The 22,700-nt window shown below is 46.1% G+C and carries 23 protein-coding genes, 1 tRNA gene and 1 riboswitch; of the genes, 17 read left to right on the forward strand and 7 right to left on the reverse strand.

The window, feature by feature from the left end; translation table 11 throughout:
- Positions 1-179 precede the first annotated feature (179 nt).
- The 3 genes from MKZ13_RS10550 to MKZ13_RS10560 all read left to right on the forward strand — a co-directional run bounded on the left by MKZ13_RS10550 (position 180) and on the right by MKZ13_RS10560 (position 2,696).
- Positions 180-1,277 carry a quinone-dependent dihydroorotate dehydrogenase gene (locus tag MKZ13_RS10550; protein ID WP_221823377.1) on the forward strand — a complete coding sequence of 366 codons (1,098 nt, stop codon included), beginning with the start codon at positions 180-182 and terminating at the stop codon, positions 1,275-1,277.
- Positions 1,278-1,411: 134 nt separating this feature from the next.
- Entirely contained in the window at positions 1,412-2,227 is an 816-nt protein-coding gene (locus tag MKZ13_RS10555; protein ID WP_036609636.1) for a GTP pyrophosphokinase family protein, read from the forward strand.
- Positions 2,214-2,696 (forward strand): DUF309 domain-containing protein, encoded by a 483-nt coding sequence (locus MKZ13_RS10560; protein ID WP_221823379.1) that lies wholly within the window; start codon positions 2,214-2,216, stop codon positions 2,694-2,696. The genes MKZ13_RS10555 and MKZ13_RS10560 overlap by 14 nt, the downstream gene beginning before the upstream one ends.
- 216 nt (positions 2,697-2,912) lie before the next feature.
- Here MKZ13_RS10560 and MKZ13_RS10565 read toward each other — a convergent pair whose 3' ends face one another.
- On the reverse strand, positions 2,913-3,461 hold the full coding sequence (locus MKZ13_RS10565; RefSeq protein ID WP_047842389.1) for a thioredoxin family protein: 549 nt from the start codon (positions 3,459-3,461) through the stop codon (positions 2,913-2,915).
- Positions 3,462-3,682: 221 nt separating this feature from the next.
- Here MKZ13_RS10565 and MKZ13_RS10570 point away from each other — a divergent pair, with 221 nt between their 5' ends.
- The 6 genes from MKZ13_RS10570 (at position 3,683) to MKZ13_RS10595 (ending at position 10,463) form a co-directional block, all read left to right on the forward strand.
- The gene (locus MKZ13_RS10570) at positions 3,683-5,380 is read left to right on the forward strand and encodes an RsmB/NOP family class I SAM-dependent RNA methyltransferase (RefSeq protein WP_339183854.1); all 1,698 of its coding nucleotides are present in this window, start codon (positions 3,683-3,685) and stop codon (positions 5,378-5,380) included.
- The gene (locus tag MKZ13_RS10575; RefSeq protein WP_339183856.1) at positions 5,377-6,123 is read left to right on the forward strand and encodes a pseudouridine synthase; all 747 of its coding nucleotides are present in this window, start codon (positions 5,377-5,379) and stop codon (positions 6,121-6,123) included. Before MKZ13_RS10570 ends, MKZ13_RS10575 begins: the two co-directional genes overlap by 4 nt.
- Before the next feature lie 421 nt (positions 6,124-6,544).
- Complete coding sequence (locus tag MKZ13_RS10580) at positions 6,545-7,348, forward strand: Cof-type HAD-IIB family hydrolase (RefSeq protein ID WP_339185378.1); 804 nt, start codon at positions 6,545-6,547, stop codon at positions 7,346-7,348.
- Between the two features lie 96 nt (positions 7,349-7,444).
- The gene (locus tag MKZ13_RS10585) at positions 7,445-8,485 is read left to right on the forward strand and encodes a hypothetical protein (protein WP_339183858.1); all 1,041 of its coding nucleotides are present in this window, start codon (positions 7,445-7,447) and stop codon (positions 8,483-8,485) included.
- Between the two features lie 106 nt (positions 8,486-8,591).
- Complete coding sequence (locus tag MKZ13_RS10590; protein ID WP_339185379.1) at positions 8,592-9,140, forward strand: GNAT family N-acetyltransferase; 549 nt, start codon at positions 8,592-8,594, stop codon at positions 9,138-9,140.
- A gap of 192 nt (positions 9,141-9,332) precedes the next feature.
- Positions 9,333-10,463: a glycosyltransferase family 4 protein gene (locus MKZ13_RS10595; RefSeq protein ID WP_339183860.1), complete on the forward strand. Its 1,131-nt coding sequence runs from the start codon at positions 9,333-9,335 to the stop codon at positions 10,461-10,463.
- A 133-nt stretch (positions 10,464-10,596) separates the two neighbouring features.
- Here the strand turns inward: MKZ13_RS10595 and MKZ13_RS10600 are convergent, their stop codons facing one another.
- Positions 10,597-11,652: a hypothetical protein gene (locus tag MKZ13_RS10600; protein ID WP_253507299.1), complete on the reverse strand. Its 1,056-nt coding sequence runs from the start codon at positions 11,650-11,652 to the stop codon at positions 10,597-10,599.
- Positions 11,653-11,856: 204 nt separating this feature from the next.
- On the opposite strand from MKZ13_RS10600, the gene MKZ13_RS10605 reads away from it, so the two are divergent.
- The 4 genes from MKZ13_RS10605 to MKZ13_RS10620 all read left to right on the forward strand — a co-directional run bounded on the left by MKZ13_RS10605 (position 11,857) and on the right by MKZ13_RS10620 (position 13,675).
- On the forward strand, positions 11,857-12,438 hold the full coding sequence (locus tag MKZ13_RS10605) for a xanthine phosphoribosyltransferase (protein ID WP_036609617.1): 582 nt from the start codon (positions 11,857-11,859) through the stop codon (positions 12,436-12,438).
- A gap of 97 nt (positions 12,439-12,535) precedes the next feature.
- Complete coding sequence (locus MKZ13_RS10610) at positions 12,536-12,865, forward strand: hypothetical protein (protein ID WP_036609615.1); 330 nt, start codon at positions 12,536-12,538, stop codon at positions 12,863-12,865.
- Positions 12,866-12,984: 119 nt separating this feature from the next.
- Positions 12,985-13,203 (forward strand): hypothetical protein, encoded by a 219-nt coding sequence (locus MKZ13_RS10615; protein ID WP_036609613.1) that lies wholly within the window; start codon positions 12,985-12,987, stop codon positions 13,201-13,203.
- A gap of 142 nt (positions 13,204-13,345) precedes the next feature.
- Positions 13,346-13,675 carry a carboxymuconolactone decarboxylase family protein gene (locus MKZ13_RS10620; RefSeq protein WP_017689352.1) on the forward strand — a complete coding sequence of 110 codons (330 nt, stop codon included), beginning with the start codon at positions 13,346-13,348 and terminating at the stop codon, positions 13,673-13,675.
- A gap of 73 nt (positions 13,676-13,748) precedes the next feature.
- Here MKZ13_RS10620 and MKZ13_RS10625 read toward each other — a convergent pair whose 3' ends face one another.
- Positions 13,749-14,213, reverse strand: coding sequence for a C40 family peptidase (locus tag MKZ13_RS10625; RefSeq protein ID WP_036609611.1), 465 nt, complete (start codon positions 14,211-14,213; stop codon positions 13,749-13,751).
- Positions 14,214-14,218: 5 nt separating this feature from the next.
- Positions 14,219-14,350: riboswitch (cyclic di-AMP (ydaO/yuaA leader) on the reverse strand.
- 419 nt (positions 14,351-14,769) lie between these two features.
- Here MKZ13_RS10625 and pelA point away from each other — a divergent pair.
- Complete coding sequence (pelA, locus tag MKZ13_RS10630) at positions 14,770-15,732, forward strand: pectate lyase (RefSeq protein WP_339183864.1); 963 nt, start codon at positions 14,770-14,772, stop codon at positions 15,730-15,732.
- Positions 15,733-15,909: 177 nt separating this feature from the next.
- Positions 15,910-15,993 (forward strand) — tRNA-Leu (locus tag MKZ13_RS10635).
- A 146-nt stretch (positions 15,994-16,139) separates the two neighbouring features.
- Here the strand turns inward: MKZ13_RS10635 and MKZ13_RS10640 are convergent.
- The gene (locus tag MKZ13_RS10640) at positions 16,140-17,825 is read right to left on the reverse strand and encodes a carbohydrate-binding protein (RefSeq protein ID WP_339183866.1); all 1,686 of its coding nucleotides are present in this window, start codon (positions 17,823-17,825) and stop codon (positions 16,140-16,142) included.
- A 419-nt stretch (positions 17,826-18,244) separates the two neighbouring features.
- On the opposite strand from MKZ13_RS10640, the gene MKZ13_RS10645 reads away from it, so the two are divergent.
- Positions 18,245-19,084 (forward strand): divergent polysaccharide deacetylase family protein, encoded by an 840-nt coding sequence (locus MKZ13_RS10645; protein WP_339183868.1) that lies wholly within the window; start codon positions 18,245-18,247, stop codon positions 19,082-19,084.
- On the opposite strand, the gene MKZ13_RS10650 is transcribed toward MKZ13_RS10645, so the two are convergent.
- Positions 19,059-19,802 carry an N-acetylmuramoyl-L-alanine amidase gene (locus MKZ13_RS10650; protein WP_339183870.1) on the reverse strand — a complete coding sequence of 248 codons (744 nt, stop codon included), beginning with the start codon at positions 19,800-19,802 and terminating at the stop codon, positions 19,059-19,061. The genes MKZ13_RS10645 and MKZ13_RS10650 overlap by 26 nt on opposite strands.
- 196 nt (positions 19,803-19,998) lie before the next feature.
- On the opposite strand from MKZ13_RS10650, the gene MKZ13_RS10655 reads away from it, so the two are divergent.
- Positions 19,999-20,217 carry a YqzE family protein gene (locus MKZ13_RS10655; protein WP_339183872.1) on the forward strand — a complete coding sequence of 73 codons (219 nt, stop codon included), beginning with the start codon at positions 19,999-20,001 and terminating at the stop codon, positions 20,215-20,217.
- A 125-nt stretch (positions 20,218-20,342) separates the two neighbouring features.
- On the opposite strand, the gene MKZ13_RS10660 is transcribed toward MKZ13_RS10655, so the two are convergent.
- Entirely contained in the window at positions 20,343-21,293 is a 951-nt protein-coding gene (locus tag MKZ13_RS10660; protein WP_339183874.1) for a hypothetical protein, read from the reverse strand.
- Between the two features lie 210 nt (positions 21,294-21,503).
- A complete protein-coding gene (locus tag MKZ13_RS10665) occupies positions 21,504-22,697 on the reverse strand; it encodes a YqhG family protein (protein WP_339183876.1) in 1,194 nt (397 codons plus the stop codon).
- Positions 22,698-22,700: the final 3 nt, after the last annotated feature.

A 22,700-nucleotide genomic window follows, 5' to 3' on the forward strand; every position in this document is an offset into this window, starting at 1 on the left:
TTACCAGTGGGCTGGTGGATTTCTTGTGAGCATTTTGTATTATTCGATTTGTGCTGTCTATGCGCAAACTACTTTCCTTTTTAATAAGAAACAGATAGACTTGTGTGTAGAGTGTTTTTTACATATGAAAAGACGGAAAACGGCTTTTTGGCGTACCGGACCAGAACGGAGTGAGTGATTTGTTATACAGAAGTCTTGCTAAACCTTTGTTGTTCAAAATGGACCCTGAACAGGCCCATCATCTGATTATTGGCGGCCTTAGTGGCGTGGGTAGCATCCGTCCGGTTCCTTCCGGACTGCGAGTGATGTACGGCGTTCGTGAAACGTCTGATCTGGCTGTTGACATGTTTGGGTGTCATTTCCCTACACCTGTTGGTCTGGCTGCGGGTCTGGACAAAAACGGACAGGCCGTAACGGGCTTTTCTTCCATCGGATTTGGATTCATGGAAGTGGGAACCGTGACACCACTTGCACAACCAGGTAACGATCAACCACGGCTGTTCCGTTTGCCTCCAGATGAGGCTTTGGTGAACCGAATGGGCTTCAACAATCTTGGTGCGGAAGCGATGGCAGGTGAATTGGCACGTCTACAGGATCGGCGTATTCCAGTGGCTGTTAACATCGGCAAGAATAAAGCAACGTCTAATGAGGAAGCTCACCTGGACTATTCGAAGTGCATTCAGGCACTATACGATTATGCTGATCTGTTCGTGGTTAATATCAGTTCACCAAATACACCGGATTTGCGTAATCTGCAACATGGGAATGAATTGAAGGAACTGCTCGCTGCGGTTATGAACGAGATGAATGTGCAGCATGTACGAGCGGGTGGAGCGACCAAATCCGTTCTGGTGAAGATCGCACCGGATGTGAATGATCAGGAACTTGAATATATGGTGCGCACAATTGCAGACAGCGGTGTTGCTGGCATTATTGCAACGAACACAACCATTAGTCGTACAGGACTTTCTCACCAACATGCAAAGGAAACTGGCGGTCTGAGTGGTAAACCTCTGCGTGAGCGTTCTACGGAGATTATTCGTCAGATCTATCGTCAGACCGAAGGCAAACTTCCGATCATCGGTTCAGGTGGCATTTTCACAAGTGAGGATGCATACGAGAAAATTAAAGCCGGAGCAAGTCTGGTCGAAATATATACTGCATTGATCTACGAAGGACCTGAGGTGAATCGGCGTATTCATGCCGGACTGCGTGAGTTACTTCGAAAGGACGGTTATCGTCATATCTCTGAAGCGGTTGGTGCGGAGCATCGTTAAGAAGGAATGTGGATCCCCGGATGGAAAATATAGAAGCATGGAAGAGCGTAAAATGGTTCGGGACTCTTCCCCCCACCAAACATCATGTATAATGGAATAGAACAGGGGACGCTATAGAGACAGGAGGCATAAGCATGGACGGTAGAGACTGGGGTACATTTTTACTTCCTTATGAACAAGCGGTAGAGGAATTAAAAGTCAAGTTTAAGACAATGCGGGCGGAGCTGAAAAAACGGGAAGAGTATGCCCCGATTGAATTCGTTACCGGTCGTGTCAAAAAAATATCCAGTATTCTGGAGAAATCCAGACGACTGAATGTGTCGCTTGATGACGTGGAAACAGGCATCGAGGATATTGCAGGTATCCGCATTATGTGCCAGTTCGTGGATGATATCCGTCGGGTTGCCGAGTATATTCGAGGTCGTAAGGATCTCACGGTACTCATTGAGAAAGATTACATTACGAATTTCAAAGAGAGCGGCTATCGCAGCTTCCATATGATTATTGAGTATCCCGTTCAGACGGCTCTTGGACAAAAGAAAGTTTTGGCCGAGATACAGATCCGGACGCTTGCCATGAACTTCTGGGCTACCATTGAACATTCGCTGAGTTACAAGTTTCGGGAAGGGTTACCTGATGAGATGAGAACCAGGCTGAAAAAAACGGCTGAGGCGGCGTTTATACTGGACAACGAGATGTCTGCAATTCGTCTACAGATTTTGGAGGCGCAGAAGGCATTTGAGGATGATTCCAATATCGTGTCAAGAACATTGAATATCATTCATCAATTATACTTCTACCATCTTGTCAGTGAAGCAATTGAAGCACAAAAGCGATTTAACGATTACTGGGAACGGCATGATATGGAAGGGCTCAAAGACTTGCTGGATGACGTGAAGAAACTTCTGAACAACGCCAGAAAGGGCGAAAACCCGGATGAGCATCTATGAGCCACTGTACGTTGACTACTTAATCTACTTCAATCGTGATCAGGATTATTTCGAGTGCCATGAGGTGCTGGAAGAATTGTGGCTTGAACGTAACCGGGATTCTCTCTATAAAGGGTTGTTGCAAGTTGCGGTTGGTTTATACCACTTCAGGAATGGCAATCTCCGCGGAGCAACGATGATGTTACAGAGCTCACTTGATCTTCTGGAACCTTATCCTGCTACGGTTCTGGGCATAGACCTAGGGGCTTTGGTACGGGATGTACAGGAAATCGTGAAGCAACTGTCCCAATCAGATGTTCAGTCTGTGACTTACAGGGATTTATCCATACGAATTGTTAATGAGGTCTTGGAACAAGAGATATCTAGAAGATCGCTTGAGTTAAAACCTAATATTCCGCAGCGCCGGAGTCCTACCAGAGGGCGAATATACGAAGAGAAGATGAAGGCGATGGATCAGAGTAAAAGTTGAACCGTAATCAGCGTTAACATTCAAATGAGCATCCCATGGATATGAAGTTCCATGGTTATGAAACACCCCGACGATTCCTGTAAAGGGAAAGATCGGGGTGTTTTTGAATGTTGCGTCATATTCAGATGATTGCATGGTGGCACAGCCTGTCCTTCAACAGAACAGTATCGGTGATACAAGGCCTGATTGTAGATATTGTGGAAACGGAACTAGCAGTTAACTTGCCGAAGGAGCAGCACTGCCTTTATATTTTTGGAAAAATTGTTTGTAATCGTCCAGTGTATAGCCTTGGTCACTGCCATTTTCTTGCAGTCCGCCAACCATACGGTCTTTCTCGACACCAGCCTCATAATAGACGAGTGTAGGTGTGAACTCGATATTGTAATCAGTCCATCCTGCTTCGAATTCACGCAGATTGAACTGTGGAAGCTCAATACCTTCACTGTCAACCAGTGGCATCAACTGAGGTGTTGTGGCACGGCAGTGCGAGCAGTCGGAAGCAAAGAAATAAACAAAAAAGCTGTCTTTGTTATCGATTTTGGCTTTGAGATCAGTGGGAACAATAATTTGTTGATAGTTGGGATCACTAAGTAGCTCCCTTGTAGCTGGATTAAGCTTGGAAGCAGCGATGCCATAAGCATTTTCCACTGAATCCATCTGTTTCTTGGATTGCTGGTCTACGACAACCAGTGCTGCAATCATAATGATTAAAATACCCAGGAATATAAGGATCGCAGCACTTTTCTTTTTCTTCTTGGATTTCATTGGACATCCCCCATCGATCATATCGAAATATAGTTTGGGCAAAAATAAAGGTTGGGATAATATGCATAAACACCCGAATTTTTGCTCAGGAATCAATCTACTTGCCATTATACTACATTACACGCTGTAGTGGAATAGATACGATATGATAGGAAAGCAAAGCTTGGATATGATAAAATAAAACGATATTGCAATCTTACCAAGACAGGATGAGTGGGAATATGGGTGTAAAGTTACCTTTGATATTTGCTGAGCGAATGAAAAGTTTGCTGGGCGATGAGTTTGAACAATTTATGAAATCTTATGAACAGTCTCCTCATGCGGGACTGAGAGTGAATACGCTAAAAATATCGATGGAACAATTCGATGAGATTGCTCCGTTTGATCTAAGACCTATTCCGTGGTGTGAGACAGGATTCTATGTACCTCATGGTGTTAAACCGGGGCTGCACCCTTATTATCATGCAGGTCTGTATTATATACAGGAACCAAGTGCAATGGCTCCCGTTGAATTATTGCAGGTGGAACCTGGGGATCGCGTGCTTGATCTGTGTGCTGCCCCGGGAGGAAAAACAACACAGATTGCTGCAAAGCTGCAAGGCAAGGGTGTGCTTGTCACGAACGATATCCATGCGGAACGCACCAAAGCGTTGGCCAAAAACGTGGAATTGTACGGGGTGCGTAACGCCGTTGTTTTGAATGAGTCGCCAGAGCGGATCGCGAATGCATTTCCTCATTATTTTGACAAAGTATTAATTGATGCGCCTTGCTCAGGTGAAGGCATGTTCCGCAAGGATGAAGACATGGTGAAATCGTGGGAACATCATTCGGTGGATAAATGTGTGTTAATGCAGCGTGATATTCTCGAAACTGCGGCACGATTGCTAGCCCCGGGAGGAACTATCGTATATTCGACATGTACCTTTGCGCCGGAGGAAAACGAAGCGATGATTGCGGAGTTCCTGAATGTAAACCGTGATTTCGTAGTCATGGACATTCCTGAAGAGACAGGATTTGCTCCAGGACGTCCGGAATGGGTACGTCAGATGATGCCGGAGAAGGCTGAAGAGACGGAAGCTGTACTGGATCAAACGCGTGGAACCGCAAGATTGTGGCCTCACCTTTTGGAGGGAGAGGGACATTATGTCGCTGTATTGCAGCATCGTGCAAGGCAAGGATTAGAAACAGATCAACTTGGAGTAGTTAAAGAAGGAGCAATGGAGTATGGACAGGTCGTGGATGTGTCCAGGATTGAAGTAGAGGGGAACAAGGATCACTCTATTGCTGCTTCTTCAATTGCTATGACCAAGGCTGATCGTAAAAAGGAACGTTTGTTGCGAATCGAATCCCGAGAGTCCCATGACAGACAGGCTGGTGGCGGCAAGAATTCGGATAGACAGAGCAAAAAAGGTAAAGATCACGGTGGACGTAAATCGGAACGGGGTCAGGGACGCGGAGCTGATTCGGCAAGTATTGATCCGGTTGCGATCTACAGTCAGTTTATGAAAGAACAATTGGAGATTGAGTTAACAGGGGAGACGGTATGTTATGGAGATCGTGTGTATCAATCATCGGTTGGTGCAGCTCGGTTGGAGGGACTGAAAGTCATTCGTCCAGGCTGGTTTATGGGCACGATCAAGAATGGACGATTTGTTCCGTCCCATCCGCTTGCGTGTGCTCTGAATGCATCTGAAGCACGGCGAAGCGTAAATCTGTCATCCGCTGATGGCGAAGCCGTGAGGTATCTCAAGGGTGAAACGTTAAATATGGAAGAAGAACGAGTGGTGCTCAAGGCGGATACGGTTGCCAAAGGGTACGTTCTTGTATGTGTAGATGGTTATGCTGCTGGCTGGGGGAAATGGCTGGATGGTGTACTGAAGAATGAATATCCGGCAGGGTGGAGGTGGACATCGGTATGAGTGGAAAAGGCAAACAAACGCTGCGTCTGGACAAAATATTAAGCCATATGGGTGTGGGAACACGAAGTGAACTCAAAAAGATGGTGAAACAAGGCAGAATCCATGTGGACGGCAAAGCGGTGAAAGACAGTGGTGTACAGGTGAACCCTGAGGTCAACGTCATTGAAGCCGATGGCGAGCGGATTGTGTATCGGGAGATGATCTATCTCATGCTGCATAAACCTCCGGGTGTCGTGTCTGCTACCGAGGATAACAGAGATAAGACGGTACTGGATCTGCTGCGCAAAGAGGATCGGGTTTTCAATCCTTTTCCTGTAGGGCGACTGGATAAGGATACGGAGGGACTGCTCATTCTTACGAATGACGGTCCGCTTGCCCATGATCTGTTATCTCCACGCAAGCATGTGCCCAAAACCTATGAAGCCCGTGTACTGGGAAACGTGGATGAAGCGGATGTGCAACGTTTCAAGGCGGGCATTCAATTGGATGACGGGTACGAGACGTTGCCTGCCGAACTGACTATACTTGGTCAGGAAGAGACGGAAGAAGGCACGATCTCGTCGATCTCGCTTATTATTCACGAAGGGAAGTTTCACCAAGTGAAACGTATGTTTCAGGCGGTAGGCAAGCGAGTGATCTATCTGAAACGCGTAGCCATGGGTGAACTGGAACTAGCTTCCGATCTTGCTATCGGAAGCTATCGTGAATTAACCGCAGACGAGTTGAACCTTCTGCGGAAGTAAAAGCTCCCGTCCTTCGCGAAGCGGAGCAGGGAGTCGTGGAGGGAAGCGGAGCCCCGATACTAAAGCCGAAGGCGAAAAAGCTCCCGTCCTTCACGAAGTGAAGCAGGGAGTTGTGGAGGGAAGCAAAGTCCCGATACTAACGCCGAAGGCGAGAAAGCTCCCGACCTTCACGAAGTGAAGCAGGGAGCCGGGCAGAAAGCGAAGCCCTGCCCGTATTGGTCCCGGTTAAGCTTGGGCGGGACCGCCGCTGACCAGCGGTGTGCCCGGCAACAAGCGTTCCTACGACAACCGTGACATAGCAAGACCCGACCTAACACCGGTGAGCAGGACGGGAGTCCAGAGGGCAGAGCCCTCTGGGGCCCTCCCTCGGAAGGGAGGGTTTGGGTGGGTGCGACTACTAACAGATGAGGATGAAGCCAGAATGACTTATAAATTAATTGCACTTGATGTAGATGGAACATTGCTGAATGATCATCATGAACTTACTGAATGGACTCAGGAGACCTTGATCCAAGCTTCCCGTCAGGGAGCAGAGATTGTCCTGTGTTCAGGTAGAGGTCCGGCCAACACGATTCCTTTTATGGAGCAGATGGGACTGGATGGATATGTGATTACACATAATGGCGCCGTTACTGCGCAAGTCGATACCCGTGAGGTGGTTCATCATTTTGCATTAGATGGACAAGGACTGGAGCCAATCATATCCTACTGTAGAACTAATGGAGTACATTTTGACATCAATACGGCATTTGGTCTGTATGTGGATCAACCGGAAGGTTTGGGTTTGCAGGTGCGTGAGATGTATTACAACTTTATGGCAGAGCCACTGAAGTTACCCAAGTGGGTTGACATGACAGAACCGCTGGCAAAGTTCACTGCATTTGGTCCGATTGAACAGATGGATGCAGTACTTCAGGAATGGTCAACTTGGAATCTGCCTTATTATATGACACGGAGTGGTGACTTTTTTATTGATCTGATGCATCCCGAAGCGTCCAAAGGCGCTGCGCTGAAAAGGCTTGCCGAATCGAAAAGAATCATGCCTTCGGAGATCATGGCCATTGGCAACTACTTCAATGACATTACGATGTTGACCTTTGCGGGCAAAGGCATTGCCATGGATAACTCACCGGACGAGGTGAAAGCTGCTGCGGACGAGGTTACACTCTCCAATAACGAGCAGGGTGTGGCACACGCAATCCAAAAATATGTGTTATCCATCTAACCTACATCTTATATTTGAAATGCATGCTTCCCTCATATTCTACCGTCCTTAGGGGCATCCTAAGAGAATAACGTTAGGAATAGAGGAGGACACGTGATGAAATACGATGTGGAATTGGTTGCAGACCTGCGGACATCAGGTGGAGAAGTACAGGACGTGATGGTCAATGGACAATATGCAGGCTCACTTTTCCTTGTGTACAGAGAAGGAGATCGTTTATCTGGTAGTCTTCAGATCGAGCAGGAGTCTCTGCCTGATGGTACAGAGGAACGTATCGTGGAAAAAGTGCATGCCTATGTCCGATCTCTTGCAGACGCGTTGGAAGCTGCATATTATGAAGTGCTGGTTAGTTGTGGCTCATTACATTCGGTTCTGCATAAGCCTGAGTCAGAGACCGTGTGGCCGTCTGAAGATATGAATCATGACGAAGGCAGCTATGACGATATAGAGAGCAGTGGAAGTAAGGTAATTCCTGTTTCACAAGCCGAATCGTTTACATATGAAGATCGGGATCAGGTTCTGGAGATGGAAATGGTAAGCGCGGGACGCAGCATATCGACGTATATATTCAATGATGTCGAAGGGCAGGAACTAGCAGAAGCTTCCTTAAAACAATATGGCGCTGATGTACAAGGTGAAATACACTGGTATGACGAGCCGGAAGAGAATCAATTGGAAGCTGCGGCAGAGTTGCTGGTCAGAGAGCTGGATGAAGATATCATCGATACGATTACGATCCGCATGTGGCATCAGGGCAACGAACTCGAGACGCTAGAGTGGGTACATCGCGATTTCTCCGAGGATTTTGAGGATACTGATGAATCGGATCTGGATGAGCTGGAAGCTGCTGAAGAAACATGTTATGTCATGCTGAAGCGTAAGGATCGGGAGTTCCGGGTATATGAGCTTTTTCTTCAGGAACGAGGTGGATTGCCTGTGGGAACAGCAACAATAGACACTTCTCATTCCGATCTGACGGGATACATTGATTACGAGGTTCCTGGTACCAGCATTCAGCGAAAGAGCCTGGTCGAAGTGTTGATGCAGGAGTTGGACAAGGAAATGGAGTTTGACACCTTGCACCTGACGATGTTGTATCGAAATCAGATTATTGATGAAGCCAGAATAGATGGGTAAAAGGCAGCTGCCTTTTACCTTTTTTTGTTCTCATTTTGACGAAAAATCCATTTCCCGGTATAGTACCATTAGTTTAACAGAGATCAGGAAGCGGAGGAGAACAATGATGCACTCATTCAGGATCAGTAGCGAATATATTAACGATGGTTTTCAAGCGGTTCAGGCGAAGCCGGAAGATACGGAGGATGTGATGTCGCTGCTGGTGGAGACAGCCGAATGGTTACAGAGCCAAGGTTCTTCCCAATGGAACGCTTTGCTTAAAGGTGAAGATTCACATGATACGGCAGGGGCGATTCGGCGTGGGGATGTGTTTGTATTTAAAAAAGGAGCGGATATAGCGGGGATGGTCATCCTTATGGTTCAGCCAAGCCCTTGGGATATTCATCTTTGGGGTTCAAAAGCTCATGCCGAGGATGGTGCAATTTATCTGCATCGGCTAGCGATTCGAAGAAAATATGCTCAGAGCGGTCTCGGACGGTCCATTTTGCAATGGTCCAGCAGCGGCATACATTTTGAAGGCAAACATACGGTTCGGTTAGATTGCGGAGCGAGCAATGCTACGTTGAACGCCTTTTACGCGCGGAACGGGTATACTTTTTTGGGAGAGACCGATGGTTACAGTACATATGAGAAGCCCGTGGAGCTACAGAGCTGAAATTCTGGTTATCCAATGAATATGTTGACGACAACCGCAAGCGATGGACTGCTGAATTAGAGCTTTTGCTTCTGAGGGGAACGTTTCATGAATATGTTGTATATACGAGTTATCGTAATATAGATGTTCCGGCTTCCCTATGTCATAATGGATAGTAGAGCAGTACGTAAGTTAGAAAGGGGGAAACTAACGGTGAGATTGCTGCAGGCGCTTTTCTTTCCTCCGGAGCAGCCCGGAGGTGTATCCTCTATGATTCCGTATATGCAAGAGAGATTTACAACCCCGAGGTGGGAAATGGATCTATTCTCGTTGCCAAAGCGAATTCGCAATAAGGGCAGAGAGGAAGTTCAGTTCGAAACGTTTGACTGGACGGAATATCAGGATAGTCCTGTTGTCCAAAAATATATTCAAACATATCGTGATTATCTTTGGTGGACCAAACTGCGTATTCAGAAGCCCTATGATCTGATTCATGCCCACCACCCAATTGCAGGACTTGCGATGAAAACGGTTTTCCCGGATACACCCCTCATTCAGACGATTCACTCCAGTTATGAACGAGAATTAATCCTTAATGGACGCATTGAAACGGATGGACCGGAGCATCGATTCCTGCTTGCGATATATGGTGAGCTGGAACACCAGGCAGAGCGCCTCTTAACGGTGTCGGATTCGTTCCGTCGTTATCTGGCTCCCTATGTGAAGGAACCTGATGTCATCGGTGTGATTCCCAATGGATTTGATGAGAAGCGCTTTAAGCCGATTCCTCATGATAATGCGATACCACAACTGGTCACGGTATGTCGGCTTGTTCCGGCTAAAGGGTTGGATATTCTTTTCAAAGCTTGTGCGGAACTGAAGAACCGAGGTCATGATTATGTGTTACATATTATTGGAGATGGACCGATTCGTCCTGATCTGGAAGAATTGGCGCAGCGGTTGGGGATTTATAATGAGACCATTTTCTATGGTTATACACTGCACCCTGAGGAATTCATGCCATTCTTTGATATTTTTGTACTTCCTTCACGGGCAGAAGCATTTGGTTCCGTCTTCGCTGAAGCGGCGCTGAGTTGTCTTGCCCTTGTGGGTACGGATGTAGGTGGTATACCGGAACAGATCGAAAACGGTAGCAATGGGTTGCTTGTACCGGCAGAAGATCCTTCTGCGTTGGCTGAAGCGCTTGAAAAGGTGATGCTGGACCCGGCTTATCGTTATGAACTTGCCCGTTCAGCGTGTGAAAAAGCCAAGACACATTACTCGCTCGGCAGATCGGTCAATGAGTTGAAAAAGATGTATCTACAGTTTCCTGTCCAAGCCTAAAAGGTAGAGCAAAAAGTGCGAGCCGCTGTGCTAAACAGCGGCTTTTTGTCATGTTTAAGGAAAGAATACCCACAATGACTTGGGGTTATGAGCAAACGGATGCTCATATTCATGAAGTACATAACTGTGAGATTTATATATTGTTGCGTTTACGAAAGGCTCCCCAGCGGTTCAGTACCAATTTGGCAGCCCAGATTAATGCCATACTTCCGAAGATAGGGTAAAGGATGGACAGCAGGGAACTGAATCCAAACTGACTGAGTGAGTAACACAACAGCATAATGGTTAATGTAATGAAACGGGGATGGACACGTATATGTTGTCTCAGTTGCAAGGTCATTCCATAGATATCGGCTACAAAGGTACTGAATATTTCCATGAAAATAAGGGATACATATACAGATTGCACTGCCCATCCAAGTTGAAAGGCAATGCTGCCCATCGGGATTTCGAATTGGATGATGCCGGGCATCTGAGCTGACATGGCAAAATGAGCTGCCATCAGCATGAAACCAACGCCAATTCCACCCAATACTCCACCCCACTTCAGCACATTCCGACTACGAATCTGGTTACCTACAGGCACAAGAACAGCTTGAGCCAACACCAGATTGAATGAAGTATACAATAGTGGAGACAGCCACACTTGAATAGGGTTTGAGTCTGTCGTCAGTGTGATGAATCGGGAAGCACCTGGATGATGGATGGTACTTGTGATCATGAGCAGAGATAACAGGAGCATCATGGGCACGACGATGCTATTCATTTGTAGGATGGCTTGAATGCCCCGACCGAGAAGCAGGTATGTCCCTACAAGTGTGACGATCAGACCTGTCTGATAATGCAAACCCAGATGTTCGACAAAAACGGAGCCTGCTCCGGCAAGCATGACACTGTTCACGCCAATGAGAATGAGAAGGGTCACCCAGGTGATCCATTTGCCCGCCTTATGGCCGAATAAATGTTTGTTCAGATCCTCATAAGAGCGGGACCCGGTATCGTGAGCGATCAGCATCATTTTGGTACCTAACCAGACAAAGAGCATGGTGGATAAGCCTATGGTGATGGTGGCCCATTTGCCATACTGGGTAAAAAACTGCAAAATTTCCTGCCCTGTAGCGAAGCCGGCTCCGACAACCGTTCCGATGTATGTAAATGCGATCTGCAGCACCCGAAATGCCTGTTTCATGTGTTTCCCCTCTCAGGCCCCTGTATAGTTTGGACATGCGGGTACCATGGTAGAAGGTATGCTTGACCCACCAAACTCATGACAATCGATAGTGAGCTTTGTCTTGAATTGTGTCTCAAGGACAGCGCCCAGGCAATTTCGCTTGAACTTATAGATAGATATATGATACTTTTACCTCATAGGATAGGCTTGGGAGGTCAAATCATGGAATTATTGAAACAACGAATTTTGCAAGAAGGTGTGGTTATCTCGGATCAAGTATTAAAGCTGGATGGTCTGTTGAACCACCAGATTGATCCTGCATTAACGATGGAGATGGGACGTGAGTTTGCTGCCCGTTTTCGTGAAAGTGGAGTAACTCGGGTAATCACGGTAGAATCCTCAGGGATACCGGTTGCTTTTGCAGCGGCCTATGAACTTGGGGTGCCCCTTGTATTCGCCCGTCGCAAAAAAACACTTCTGGCTGATCCTGATGCTTACTGTGAACGTGTACCGTCCTTTACCAAAGGAATTGTAACTGACATTATGGTATCTCGCGAGTTCATTCATGAGAATGACCGCATTTTGTTCATTGATGATATTATTGCCAATGGAGATGCCGCTCGTGGCGTCATCAAAATTATCGAGCGTTCTGGCGCGGAACTCGTCGGATTCGGCGTTGTGGTCGAGAAAAGTTTCCAGGCAGGGGCACGCACGATTCGTGAACAGGGTATTCCGGTGGAAGCCTTGGTACGCATTCGTTCCCTGAACGATGGAACAGTACAATTTGACGATAACGAAATGTGACATTTTAAAGGAATAGGGCCTATTTTTTGAACTATGCCTTTGCATGACCGCCGATTTCATTTATAATGGGGTTATGTTAGGGAGAGGAGGCAACACCATGGGGAACCAACCGGCAACAGAACAATTTTTTAATGATAAGCTGGCGGAATCGAAAGTTCATTTTGAACGTGCCCTGGATTGTAAACATACGGAATTCGATGACCTTTATCCCTATATGATTGAACATCCTCAATTTTTCTGGTACAAACGCTATGTTGCCTGGTCAGAATTACTGACGATTGTAGGCTTGTGCGAAGAGTTGTCCTTCTCTTGGAAAGAACAATTTACACCGCATCAAGTGGAGTACCTTGAAGAACGTGTGATGTCCGCCAAAGTGCTTGATTTTTGGTTCGAGAAGAACGACAGCAAAGAGCACGCGCAGCGGTAACTTTCAGTCGGGACATAATTTCGAATGACATGACAGTCCAATACAGTCACGTGAGACCTAAATGACTTTTCATTTAGGTCTCTTTTTGTAAATAAATTTGAAATATAGGAGCCATGAAGATGATTAGTGATACAGAATTGGACGCCCTGCGTCTGTCAGGTGAGAAAGTTAGAGTCGTACGGGACGAGCTGGAATCGAACGACGTGAAGGGGATTGTGGTTGCCTGGGATGGCGAGCAGGTACTTATCCGTCGTCAGAATCGACGTGTCGTTAAGCTGGACCGAGGTTACAGCTATCAGCTGTTCAGCGAGCCGCGCCAGAGTCCACTTAGTGAGTAACAGCTTATAATTATAGCAGTGGCCATGCGCGTTAAATGTTTGGAATTACCATGATTTCTTGGCATAATTGGCTCACTCGGGAGAGAAGATAGGTACAGTGAGGAAGATCTGTAACTATAGCCGAGAGGGTGTGCTACAAGCCATGACATTGATGAATGATAAAGTTCATGCCTACAAGGATCAGATTGGAGCATTAAGCGATGTGCTGCCAGGTGTGGTGAAGTCGTATCATGAGTTTACCGGAGAATGTTTCCAACCTGGCGTGATTGATGCGAAGACAAAACAGCTAATTGCCCTTGGGATTGGATTGTTTGCCAACAATGAGGTATGTACCTTCTACCATGTAGAAGAAGCCCGTGCCAAGGGTGCAACAGATCAGGAGATTATGGAGACCGTTGCGGTGGCCGGAGCTGTTGGAGGAGGACATGCCCTGTCTCAGGGTGCGATGCGAGTGCAGAAGGCGCTGCATTAGTAAGCAATGCAACATACATTTTTAAGTGCAAAAAAGGCATCCGGTTAATAACCGATGCCTTTTTGTATGTGAATCACATTTTACCTAGCATTTTATCATACATAAACTGTCCAGTTACCCGACGTGCTGTTACATAACGATCATTGAAGTATGGATTCGATAACTTCGTGATGCTTACACCTTTACTGCTGGAGGCATGAGCGAATTGTCCGCCGCCGATATATACACCTGTATGTGAAATGCCTTTGCCTGTTGTATTAAAGAACACCAGATCACCTGTCCGAACATTGCTCTTGGATACGGGAGTACCTGCTTTGGCTTGCTGCTGCGAAGTACGTGGTAATTCAATGCTGTATTTGTTGAAAAGATATCTCATAAAACCAGAACAGTCGAAGCCGGCTACAGTTGTGCCACCCCATTTGTAAGGAATACCTGTCATGTTGTTCACTACGGAGTTGATACTGCTTGCCTCTGTGCTTGTTGCCCCGGATGTAAATAATACAGCTGCTCCAAAAATGGAGATAATCAGTTTTTTCAAAATCAATGTTCTCCCTTCGATGCCTACGGAGTTAGCTAAGGGTTCGGTAGAAGGTTCCCTATATTTCCTATGTATAAGAATAATTCACCCAAATTGGTTCCCCCGTTTTCAAACATGAAACTCGGCAATGAATAATTAAGTTTTTGTAACTATTTGAAACTATATTGCATAAATGCGTAATTGTCAAACCCATTTAAAACCCTTCGTAATACCTCAATGTTAGCGGAATTAAGGTTTTTATATGAAAGAAGGGATCAAGTTTGGGTATCATTCATGACAAAAACGTCATTATTGGTTCGTTTAAGACGAATTTGGATAAATAAATAGGTTTGTCATGAGTTAAAAGAACTATTCCGTTATGTAGAATTAGAGAGATTATATTCATTAAGTTGCATATATTGACAAAAAGCGATTTTTTGCATATTATCTGAGTATCCAATCCACATATTGGATTAAAATTGATTTTATTATGCGATAAATACAAATAAAGGAGGTTTAGAGACGAGTATCATAGGTAAAGTAGAAGTGGAAGATTTATAAAAACGAACATAGGAGAGTGTTACATTTGAAAGCGAAGAAAATAATTACTTTTGTCCTGGCATGTACAATGGTGTTTTCGGCAGTTGGAATGGCAGTTCTCCCTGTAGGGATGGTATCTGCTGCGGATGCATCGGGTACGACAGCGAGTATTTCTGATATTTTGAAGAACCAGCTGCCGGATGGAGGTTGGAGAAAAGATTATAAACAGACAAGTGGAGAGTGGGCAAAGTCCACGATAGACAACAAGGCTACATACTCAGAAATTAGAAGATTGGCGAAGGAATTTAAAAAGACGAATGATCCGCGTTACTCCACAGCTGCAATCAAAGGAATTAACTTTTTGATCAACATGCAGTATTCAAACGGCGGATGGCCACAAGTTTACCAAAGCTCCGGATACCACAAGCACATCACTTACAATGATGATGCCATGATTAATGTAATGATCATGCTGGATGAAGTAGCGGCACGCAAAGGTGATTTCTCTTTTATCGACAGCATACTTGCTAACCGCAGTAAAAATTCAGTTGCCAAAGGTGTGGAGGCGATTTTGAATACACAGGTCGTTTCAGGTGGTAAGCTCACAGCATGGGGACAACAACATGATTCCAGCTCCCTTAAACCAGCGAGCGCAAGAATCTACGAAGTGCCATCGCTGACAGCTGGAGAGAGTGTAACGATTGTTAAATTTCTGAAAACCAGACCTGCTAACGCTAAAATTACTGCATCCATTAAAGGAGCGGAGGCTTGGTTTAACAAAGTGAAAATTACGGGTTACAAGTATGAAAGAGCTAATGGAGATAGTAAAATTATCGCTGATTCCAAAGCTGCACCAATTTGGGCACGCTTCTATGAGATAGGGACGGATAAACCAATCTTTATTGGTCGTGATGGGGTAGTAAAATACAAATTAAGTGATATTGATAAAGAAAGAAGAGGCGGTTATGCATGGTATGGTAACTGGCCTTCCAAGCTGTAATTTGATGTATGCTTCCGTTTTAATGAACCAAACTATTAGCAGCAGTTAAAGGTAAAGCCTGAAAACGACATGGACGTCTGGTTCGGGCTTTATTGTTATTATTTTCAGTGTTGACATGATAGATTCCACATGATATATTATCTCTTGTCGCCGATATTGATCACGGAGATACAATATGCGGTCGTGGCGGAATTGGCAGACGCGCACGGTTCAGGTCCGTGTGGGCTAACCCCCGTGGAGGTTCGAGTCCTCTCGACCGCATCTAATAAAAAGACTCCTTAAGCTAACGCTTAAGGAGTCTTTTTTTGCATTTTTTGATATAAAACTAACTTTAGACTTGAGTATCCAAGAGGTTAGTGCTTAGCTGCACGTACAGCAAATGGTCTTCCATCAGCCATATGGAACGTTTATTGCGCTGCGGTAACATTAACGCTGTCAATATTCGGTCCTTCCGATCCAGTGGTGACCACTTTCAATGTATTGGTCCCCGTGTTCATGGGGACCTGTATTGTTTTTTCAACCCAAGTGGACCAGCTTCCCGTAGCTAGAAAGGGCTCGTTGCTGATGACTTTGGTTCCGTTCACAAAGATGTCGAGGTTCCGAGTGCCGCTTTCCAGCGCATAACGAAACTTTACGTTTTTGGTACCTGTTGTCGTGTTATTAATGCCGTTCCATTGAATGGCCGAACCAGTCATCGCATTGAAGTTAACATACCCGGAGCCAGTGTAACCGGGGTAGATTGTTTCAATGGTAGCTTCCGTAAGTGACGTTCCGGTCTCGGCTTCATACGTAGTGCCACTGCCTGTATTCCCGCCGCTATTTCCGCCAGTAACGTTGGCAACAAACGTTGTTACGCTCTGAGGCGGGAGCTGTGCCGTGAAGGCTCCATTGGATACGGTAAGCGGGTTTCCGCTTGCCAGGTTTCGACTGCTGTCCGTAATCCATGAGGACACAGTGGAGGCATTACCATTCTGCAGAACGAATTTTTGGCTTGTGGCTGAAGTTCCGCGGTTAATTGCCACAACGACGACTTTGTTATCACCTTTATAGGCTGAGACAAATGTGTTTGTATCCGGATTTTTCGTTGCATCGACTCGCAGGTAGCCTGGACGCACGAATTTAGAGAAATGAGCCATATTATACCCGCGTTTGCTTATGGTACCGTCCTCTTTCATCGGACCATACTGTCTGCGGATGTACCACCACACATAGGCCTGGAAATCACCTTCTACCATGGCATTGTGCATGTGATAGGAAACGTCCAGTGCTTCAGGCCAGCGGTCTGCTGAGTTGTTATCACTGTTCGGAACATACACCTCAGTCATCCACAGTTCTTTACCGGCTCCTTTTTGCTTAAAGAGAGGGTAGGCAAAATTAGAAATCTGGGTTCCATACGTATGTGCTCCCAGAATGTCCATGTTGGCAAGCGCCTGCGGATCATTCAGGATTGGGTCGGATATGTTCTTTAAGTACTGGAAGGATTCAGGCGCCATGACTTTGGTACCTTGAATGGACCCGGCATTTTCTTTCATGAATCGAAGGATCTCTTGTGGAGTCCACCAGGTCCAGTCATGAGCATAATCCGGTTCATTCTGCACAGAAATGGAATATAAATCTACGCCGTTATTTTTCATGTAGGTTACAAAGTCGTTCAGATGTTGCGCATAGGCGGCATATTTGTCGTATTTCAGACGTTTGGCATTTGTGTCACCATTGTGGTTGAACGTTTCAACCATGCTGCTTGGAGGATTCCATGGGGATGCAAATACAATAGCACCCTTTTCGATAGCCCGTTTGGCTGTGGCAACTTCACGATACCAGTTATTGGAATCTGGATCGACGTAGATCCTGAGAATGGAGAAGCCTAACTGATTCTGATCATTACCAAAAGCAGTTTCACGTTGAGCGGGAGTCAGATCACCAATCCAGGCAGGAAGGTTAATGCCCCCAAAGCCCTTGATCAGCTGTTTTTCCGAGGACAAATTAATGTTGGCATCGCTGGCTGCTGACACATTTGTCGGGGTTAACATCAAAGGCAGGGCTGTTAAACAGGCCAAAAGAACATTAATCGTCTTTTTTAGTTTGAATTTCACTACTTTCATCCTCCTCGATAATGGTAAATGGTTACATAGAGAAACCGCGACCAGGGATAACAAACAAGAATAGCGGATTGTCTGGCATTTATTTTATGTAAACCCTTTCAAAACCTCCTTCCATAAATCATAGGAATGAAATGAAGCACATAACCTCTTTCATTTGTTGATTCTACTAAATAATTCCTAAACTGAAAACCTGACAAATTACAGTATTTTTTCTAATTAATCTCTATTTTCCAACTGTTCAATGACAGTTCCTGTCTTAATGCAAAGGAGAAAAACTGGCATGATGGGGATCTTCGTTTGAGATAGAGGTCTCCAATGGCGGGGATATTGTTATAAAGGAAGGCTTTGGCTTACATATTCCTCCCTTCATTATCAAACAATGAGATCACAGAAGTTACGGGGAGGGAATCATGATGAAGGAAAAGAGAAAGAATTATCGATTCATTGCAGGTATCATGGCATTTTTGATTGTGTTTTACGCAGGCATATCGGCAGGAGGGCCTACAGCGGCAGCTTCAGAGTCCCCATCGAATGACAAACGGTTAGCGATTATCATCGATGATGTTGGTAATGACATGAGGGGTACGGCAGAAATCCTGGCGATGCCAGTTAAATTAACGGTAGCGGTCATGCCTTTTTTGCCAACAACGAAGAAAGATGCGATAGCTGCACATGAAAAGGGGATGGATGTGATTGTGCACATGCCCATGGAACCCAAGAAAGGACGACCTGAATGGCTGGGCCCGGGTGCAATCACATCCAATCTAACAGATGAAGAAGTCCGCTCACGCGTGGAGAAAGCGATTGATGATGTGCCCCACGCCATTGGCATGAACAATCATATGGGTTCCAAAATTACTTCGAACAAACGCATCATGTCCATCGTACTCGATGTATGCAAGGAGCGGGGCCTCTTCTTTGTAGACAGCCGTACGAACTTTCGCTCCGTGGTGGGGGAACTGGCCGTATCCAAAAATATGCCACCTGTAGGTAATGACATTTTCCTGGATGATCAAAACTCCAAGCAACACATTCGCAAACAACTGGATCTGGCTGCTCAGCGTGCGATTGATAAGAATATCTGTGTTGTCATTGGTCATGTCGGTCATTCGGGGATGAACACATCCGCAGTCATTCGTGAATCCGTCTCCCGTTTGCAAAATCAGGTTCAATTTGTGGGAATCGGTGATCTGGTTCGAGATGTGTGGCAATGGCATTTTGCTCCTACACTACCGACAGATAATAAATAATGCCATTGGCAATGGACTGGGCGATTCGTTTTTGCTCAGCGGGATCACTCATTCTGACTCGATCTGTCGCATTGCTCAAAAATCCGGTTTCGACGATAACGGCAGGTTGTTTCACGTAATTCAATAAATAAAAGGGCTTGCCCCATACGACCTTGTGCTCCGTTCCGTACAACTTGTTCATGGCATCCTGAATGGATTGGGCCAGCAAATAACTCCTACCTTCTTTCTGGTGTAGTACCACCGGGCCGTGTACATTCGATCGGGGACTCCAGTTCGCATGAATGCTGACCACGATATCTGTACTTACTTCTTCGCTAAGGCTTTTACGTTGGGCAAGATCTCTGGTATGACGGGAGCGGCTGTTCAGCCAGCGGTTCTCATCACTAAGTGCATAATCACCAAGTCGATTGATGATAACGGCATAACCTTTGCTGCGAAGCAGCAGATAGACCTTTTGGCTAATGGCCAGGTTGATATCTTTTTCCAACACACCTTGGGCTGACGTACCACCGTCAATACCGCCATGGCCTACATCGAGCAGGATAACTGGTGCTGCAAAGGCATGATGACTTGAGCGATATGCATCTCCATCGGTCACTGGCAGCATGGATGGACTGTTCTGGGACAGGGCTGCTTTTCCATAAGCCACATGGGGCAGCATGAGAAGGCAATGGAAGCTGATTAGCAAGGCTACCGAAGCGGTCAGCAGCTTATACATGGGAATACACACTCCTTCATGGAATAGGGTATCGAATTTCAGATTAATGACTCGATGGATACCTTTGGCATTAGACTGTGCATTCTGAGGGTTTTCATACTTCTTTCAATAAAAAAATGTTTAACCAGTCCACATCCTGCACACAATAGAACTATCGTAAGCTCCGCAAATGTGCAGGAACGAAGGAGGCAGAATTATGGCCAAAAGTGATGAGTTGGTAAAATACATTACGCAGCGTGTTGTTCATTATATCGATACACCGAAGGATGAGCGGAAAGGTCGCACCAAAAGGAAAGAGCCGTGGGCGAAGAAGTGGTTTGGTATGATCCCTTTCGCTGTATCCCTGTGGGTGGGGAAAAAAGAAAAAGAATTCGATACAAAGTCTCATAAACGAAGTTCTTCGGGCAAAGGGTGACCATAGCTTACCTATTTCACTAATGGTAAACCAAAAGACGCAATCCCTTAATATAATGGGAAGGCGTCTTATTTGTTGTTTAACAGTTTATCTGACTGGACTGTATCTTAAGAATTTGCTGATGATCAAGGATTTACGATGTAAAAATGGCCATCTTGCTGCAATGTGCTCAAAGGGACAAATCGTTGAATGGATGATTTTCCACCTAGCGCTACATATAGAATAGACTCTGCTTCCTGATCAGTATGCCACAGCTGATACCCGCTAACAGGTAGAGGACCGCCATATACAACGTTACGATCACCCGCTGAGAAAACAATCTCTTGATTCTCCCCGTGTTGTATCACATCTTTTGCTCGATCCGCAGCAACAGGCTTGGAGGTAATCCACAACAGATTGTCAGCCGGATTGAAGACGGGTCGCAGATGAAGTGGGTCGACTGATAAAGATGGCGTTGTGGATAAATCAGTTATACTGACAGAGGTCTGTTTGGAATCAGCCTCCAGCAGGTTCAGGAACTCTGACGGTAGTACATCTCCGTTCGTAGCATCAATATAAAGTGCAGGATGGTTAGGTTGTTCCACTTTCCAATAAGTCAGCAGGGGAAGAGTATAACCAAGATGAAGCTCTCCTCCGCCAGCAAGTAATGCCTCAAGGTTCACATGTTGTCGATCCAAGGTTTGTCCAAGAAGTTCATTGTTGTATGGTGACTGTTCTCCATGACCATATTCACTAAGCATCATCTGACCCTGCTCTGTGACTGTAATAATCATATATCCGATCGGTTTGCCTTCAAACTCAGCTTGAACGAGCCAGCTATGTGTACCCGGACCCAGAGGGTAGAAGTCCAGGTCGGCGTTCTTCCAATGCGCTTCGGTATCAACTGAGCCAAGTGCAACAGCTTGTTGCTCTGCAAACCGTTGTACAGCAGTGGGAGCTAATTTGTCATTCTCAACGGCAAGATGTTCGGGAATATATTCTGTTGATGATGCGGGGGACAGTGAAGACGTTTCTTGTTCCTCTGCATTGGCTATCGACCAAAAAGAGAATAGGGCAAGACAACTGAGCAAGCCCAAGGTTATACAGGTTGTTTTCCGAGCGTTATTCCAACACATATGAAAGAATCGTTTCAAATTCACACCTACTTTTCATTTATCCGTTACCTGAGCGGCTCCTAGTTTCATTCTAGGGGACAGGCTATGCAAAGGTTGCCACAACCTGTCGGGCAGCCGATCATGAATAAACACTACTTTTGCCAGCATTTGCAGGAAAAGTAGTGTCTTCGTCTATCTTAAGTGAAACATGCCGCTGCTAATGGCAGTCACTTTCACTTTGGGTTCATATTGCCAGATCATCTCGGTCCGGCGCGTCTCATACTGCAATTTCATAGCTTCACGATCGATTACCGCCTGTTTTGCTTTCTCTTCTTCGGCATCTGTCTCGGAGTCGATCGGTACTGCGGCTTCTGCCGCCAGTTCTACATCTGCTCCAATGGGTTTAGCGTTAGTGATATCCAGAACTTTTTTCAGTGGTACAGGTGGCGTGCGGTTAGAATGGACATTCTCCGTGTCTGAGGTTATCTTACCTGGTGATTCTACCTCAGGCGTATCTTCTCGGAGTACTGCTTCATAGTAGGTGTCCAACACGTCCAGCTCCAGATCAAGCCGCTCTTGGGCTTTCTCGGCCCAGCTATAATCGAGTTCCAGCAAGCGGTTTGTCAAATGAGATTCCAGAGCAGCTCCGGCGTCAAATATCGAAACTTTAGCTGTCTGCACATGCATGTTCTCCGCAAGTCTCGGACTGAGATCACGTCGGTTCAGCTTGGTGCCGAATTTTTCTATAATTTCACCCGAGCGAAGGGAGATGCCGAGAAAATGCAATTCCTCCCGTTTCAAATCACAGGCGAATTCCACCTTGAAACACACACCAAGCCAAGGCTCATATACGGCTGGGGCTGTAGCCCGCAGTTGCCGTTTGGCAGCCTGTTCGAACAGGTTCACGAAGGCACCGCCTTCACGGGCAGCGCCGAAAATCTGCTGGAGTCTGCGACTGCCGTACACCACTTCTTCACGTAATACTCGTCCTGGCCCCAGCTGTGGCAGGGATGGCGTAATACCGAAGTAACGGCCTAGAATAGTTTCTTTTGGTGGCTCGCCTTGAGGACTCCCGTTGGTTATGCCATTCGTTTCAGCAGGGTTAGGCACAACAGGAGGTGATGCTTGCGCAGCTTTGGCTTCTGCTGCTTCAATGGCCTGCTGATAACTGTCAGGATCAAATATAAATGTAAAGGACATCGTCTCAGCCGGTGCTCCGGTTCGTTCCACGAATCCCCAATAATAGGGGCGATTGGTCAACGCTTTGTCCGCCTCAGGCGAGAGTTTCACTGTAACATGGGCAGGGGAACGCTCCATAATCTGACAATCGAGTGCTTCCAGATAGGTGAGAACATATGCCTGCACTTCATGGGGAGACATGGTCATGAG

Source organism: Paenibacillus sp. FSL R5-0701 (assembly GCF_037973995.1).
Lineage (GTDB): Bacteria > Bacillota > Bacilli > Paenibacillales > Paenibacillaceae > Paenibacillus.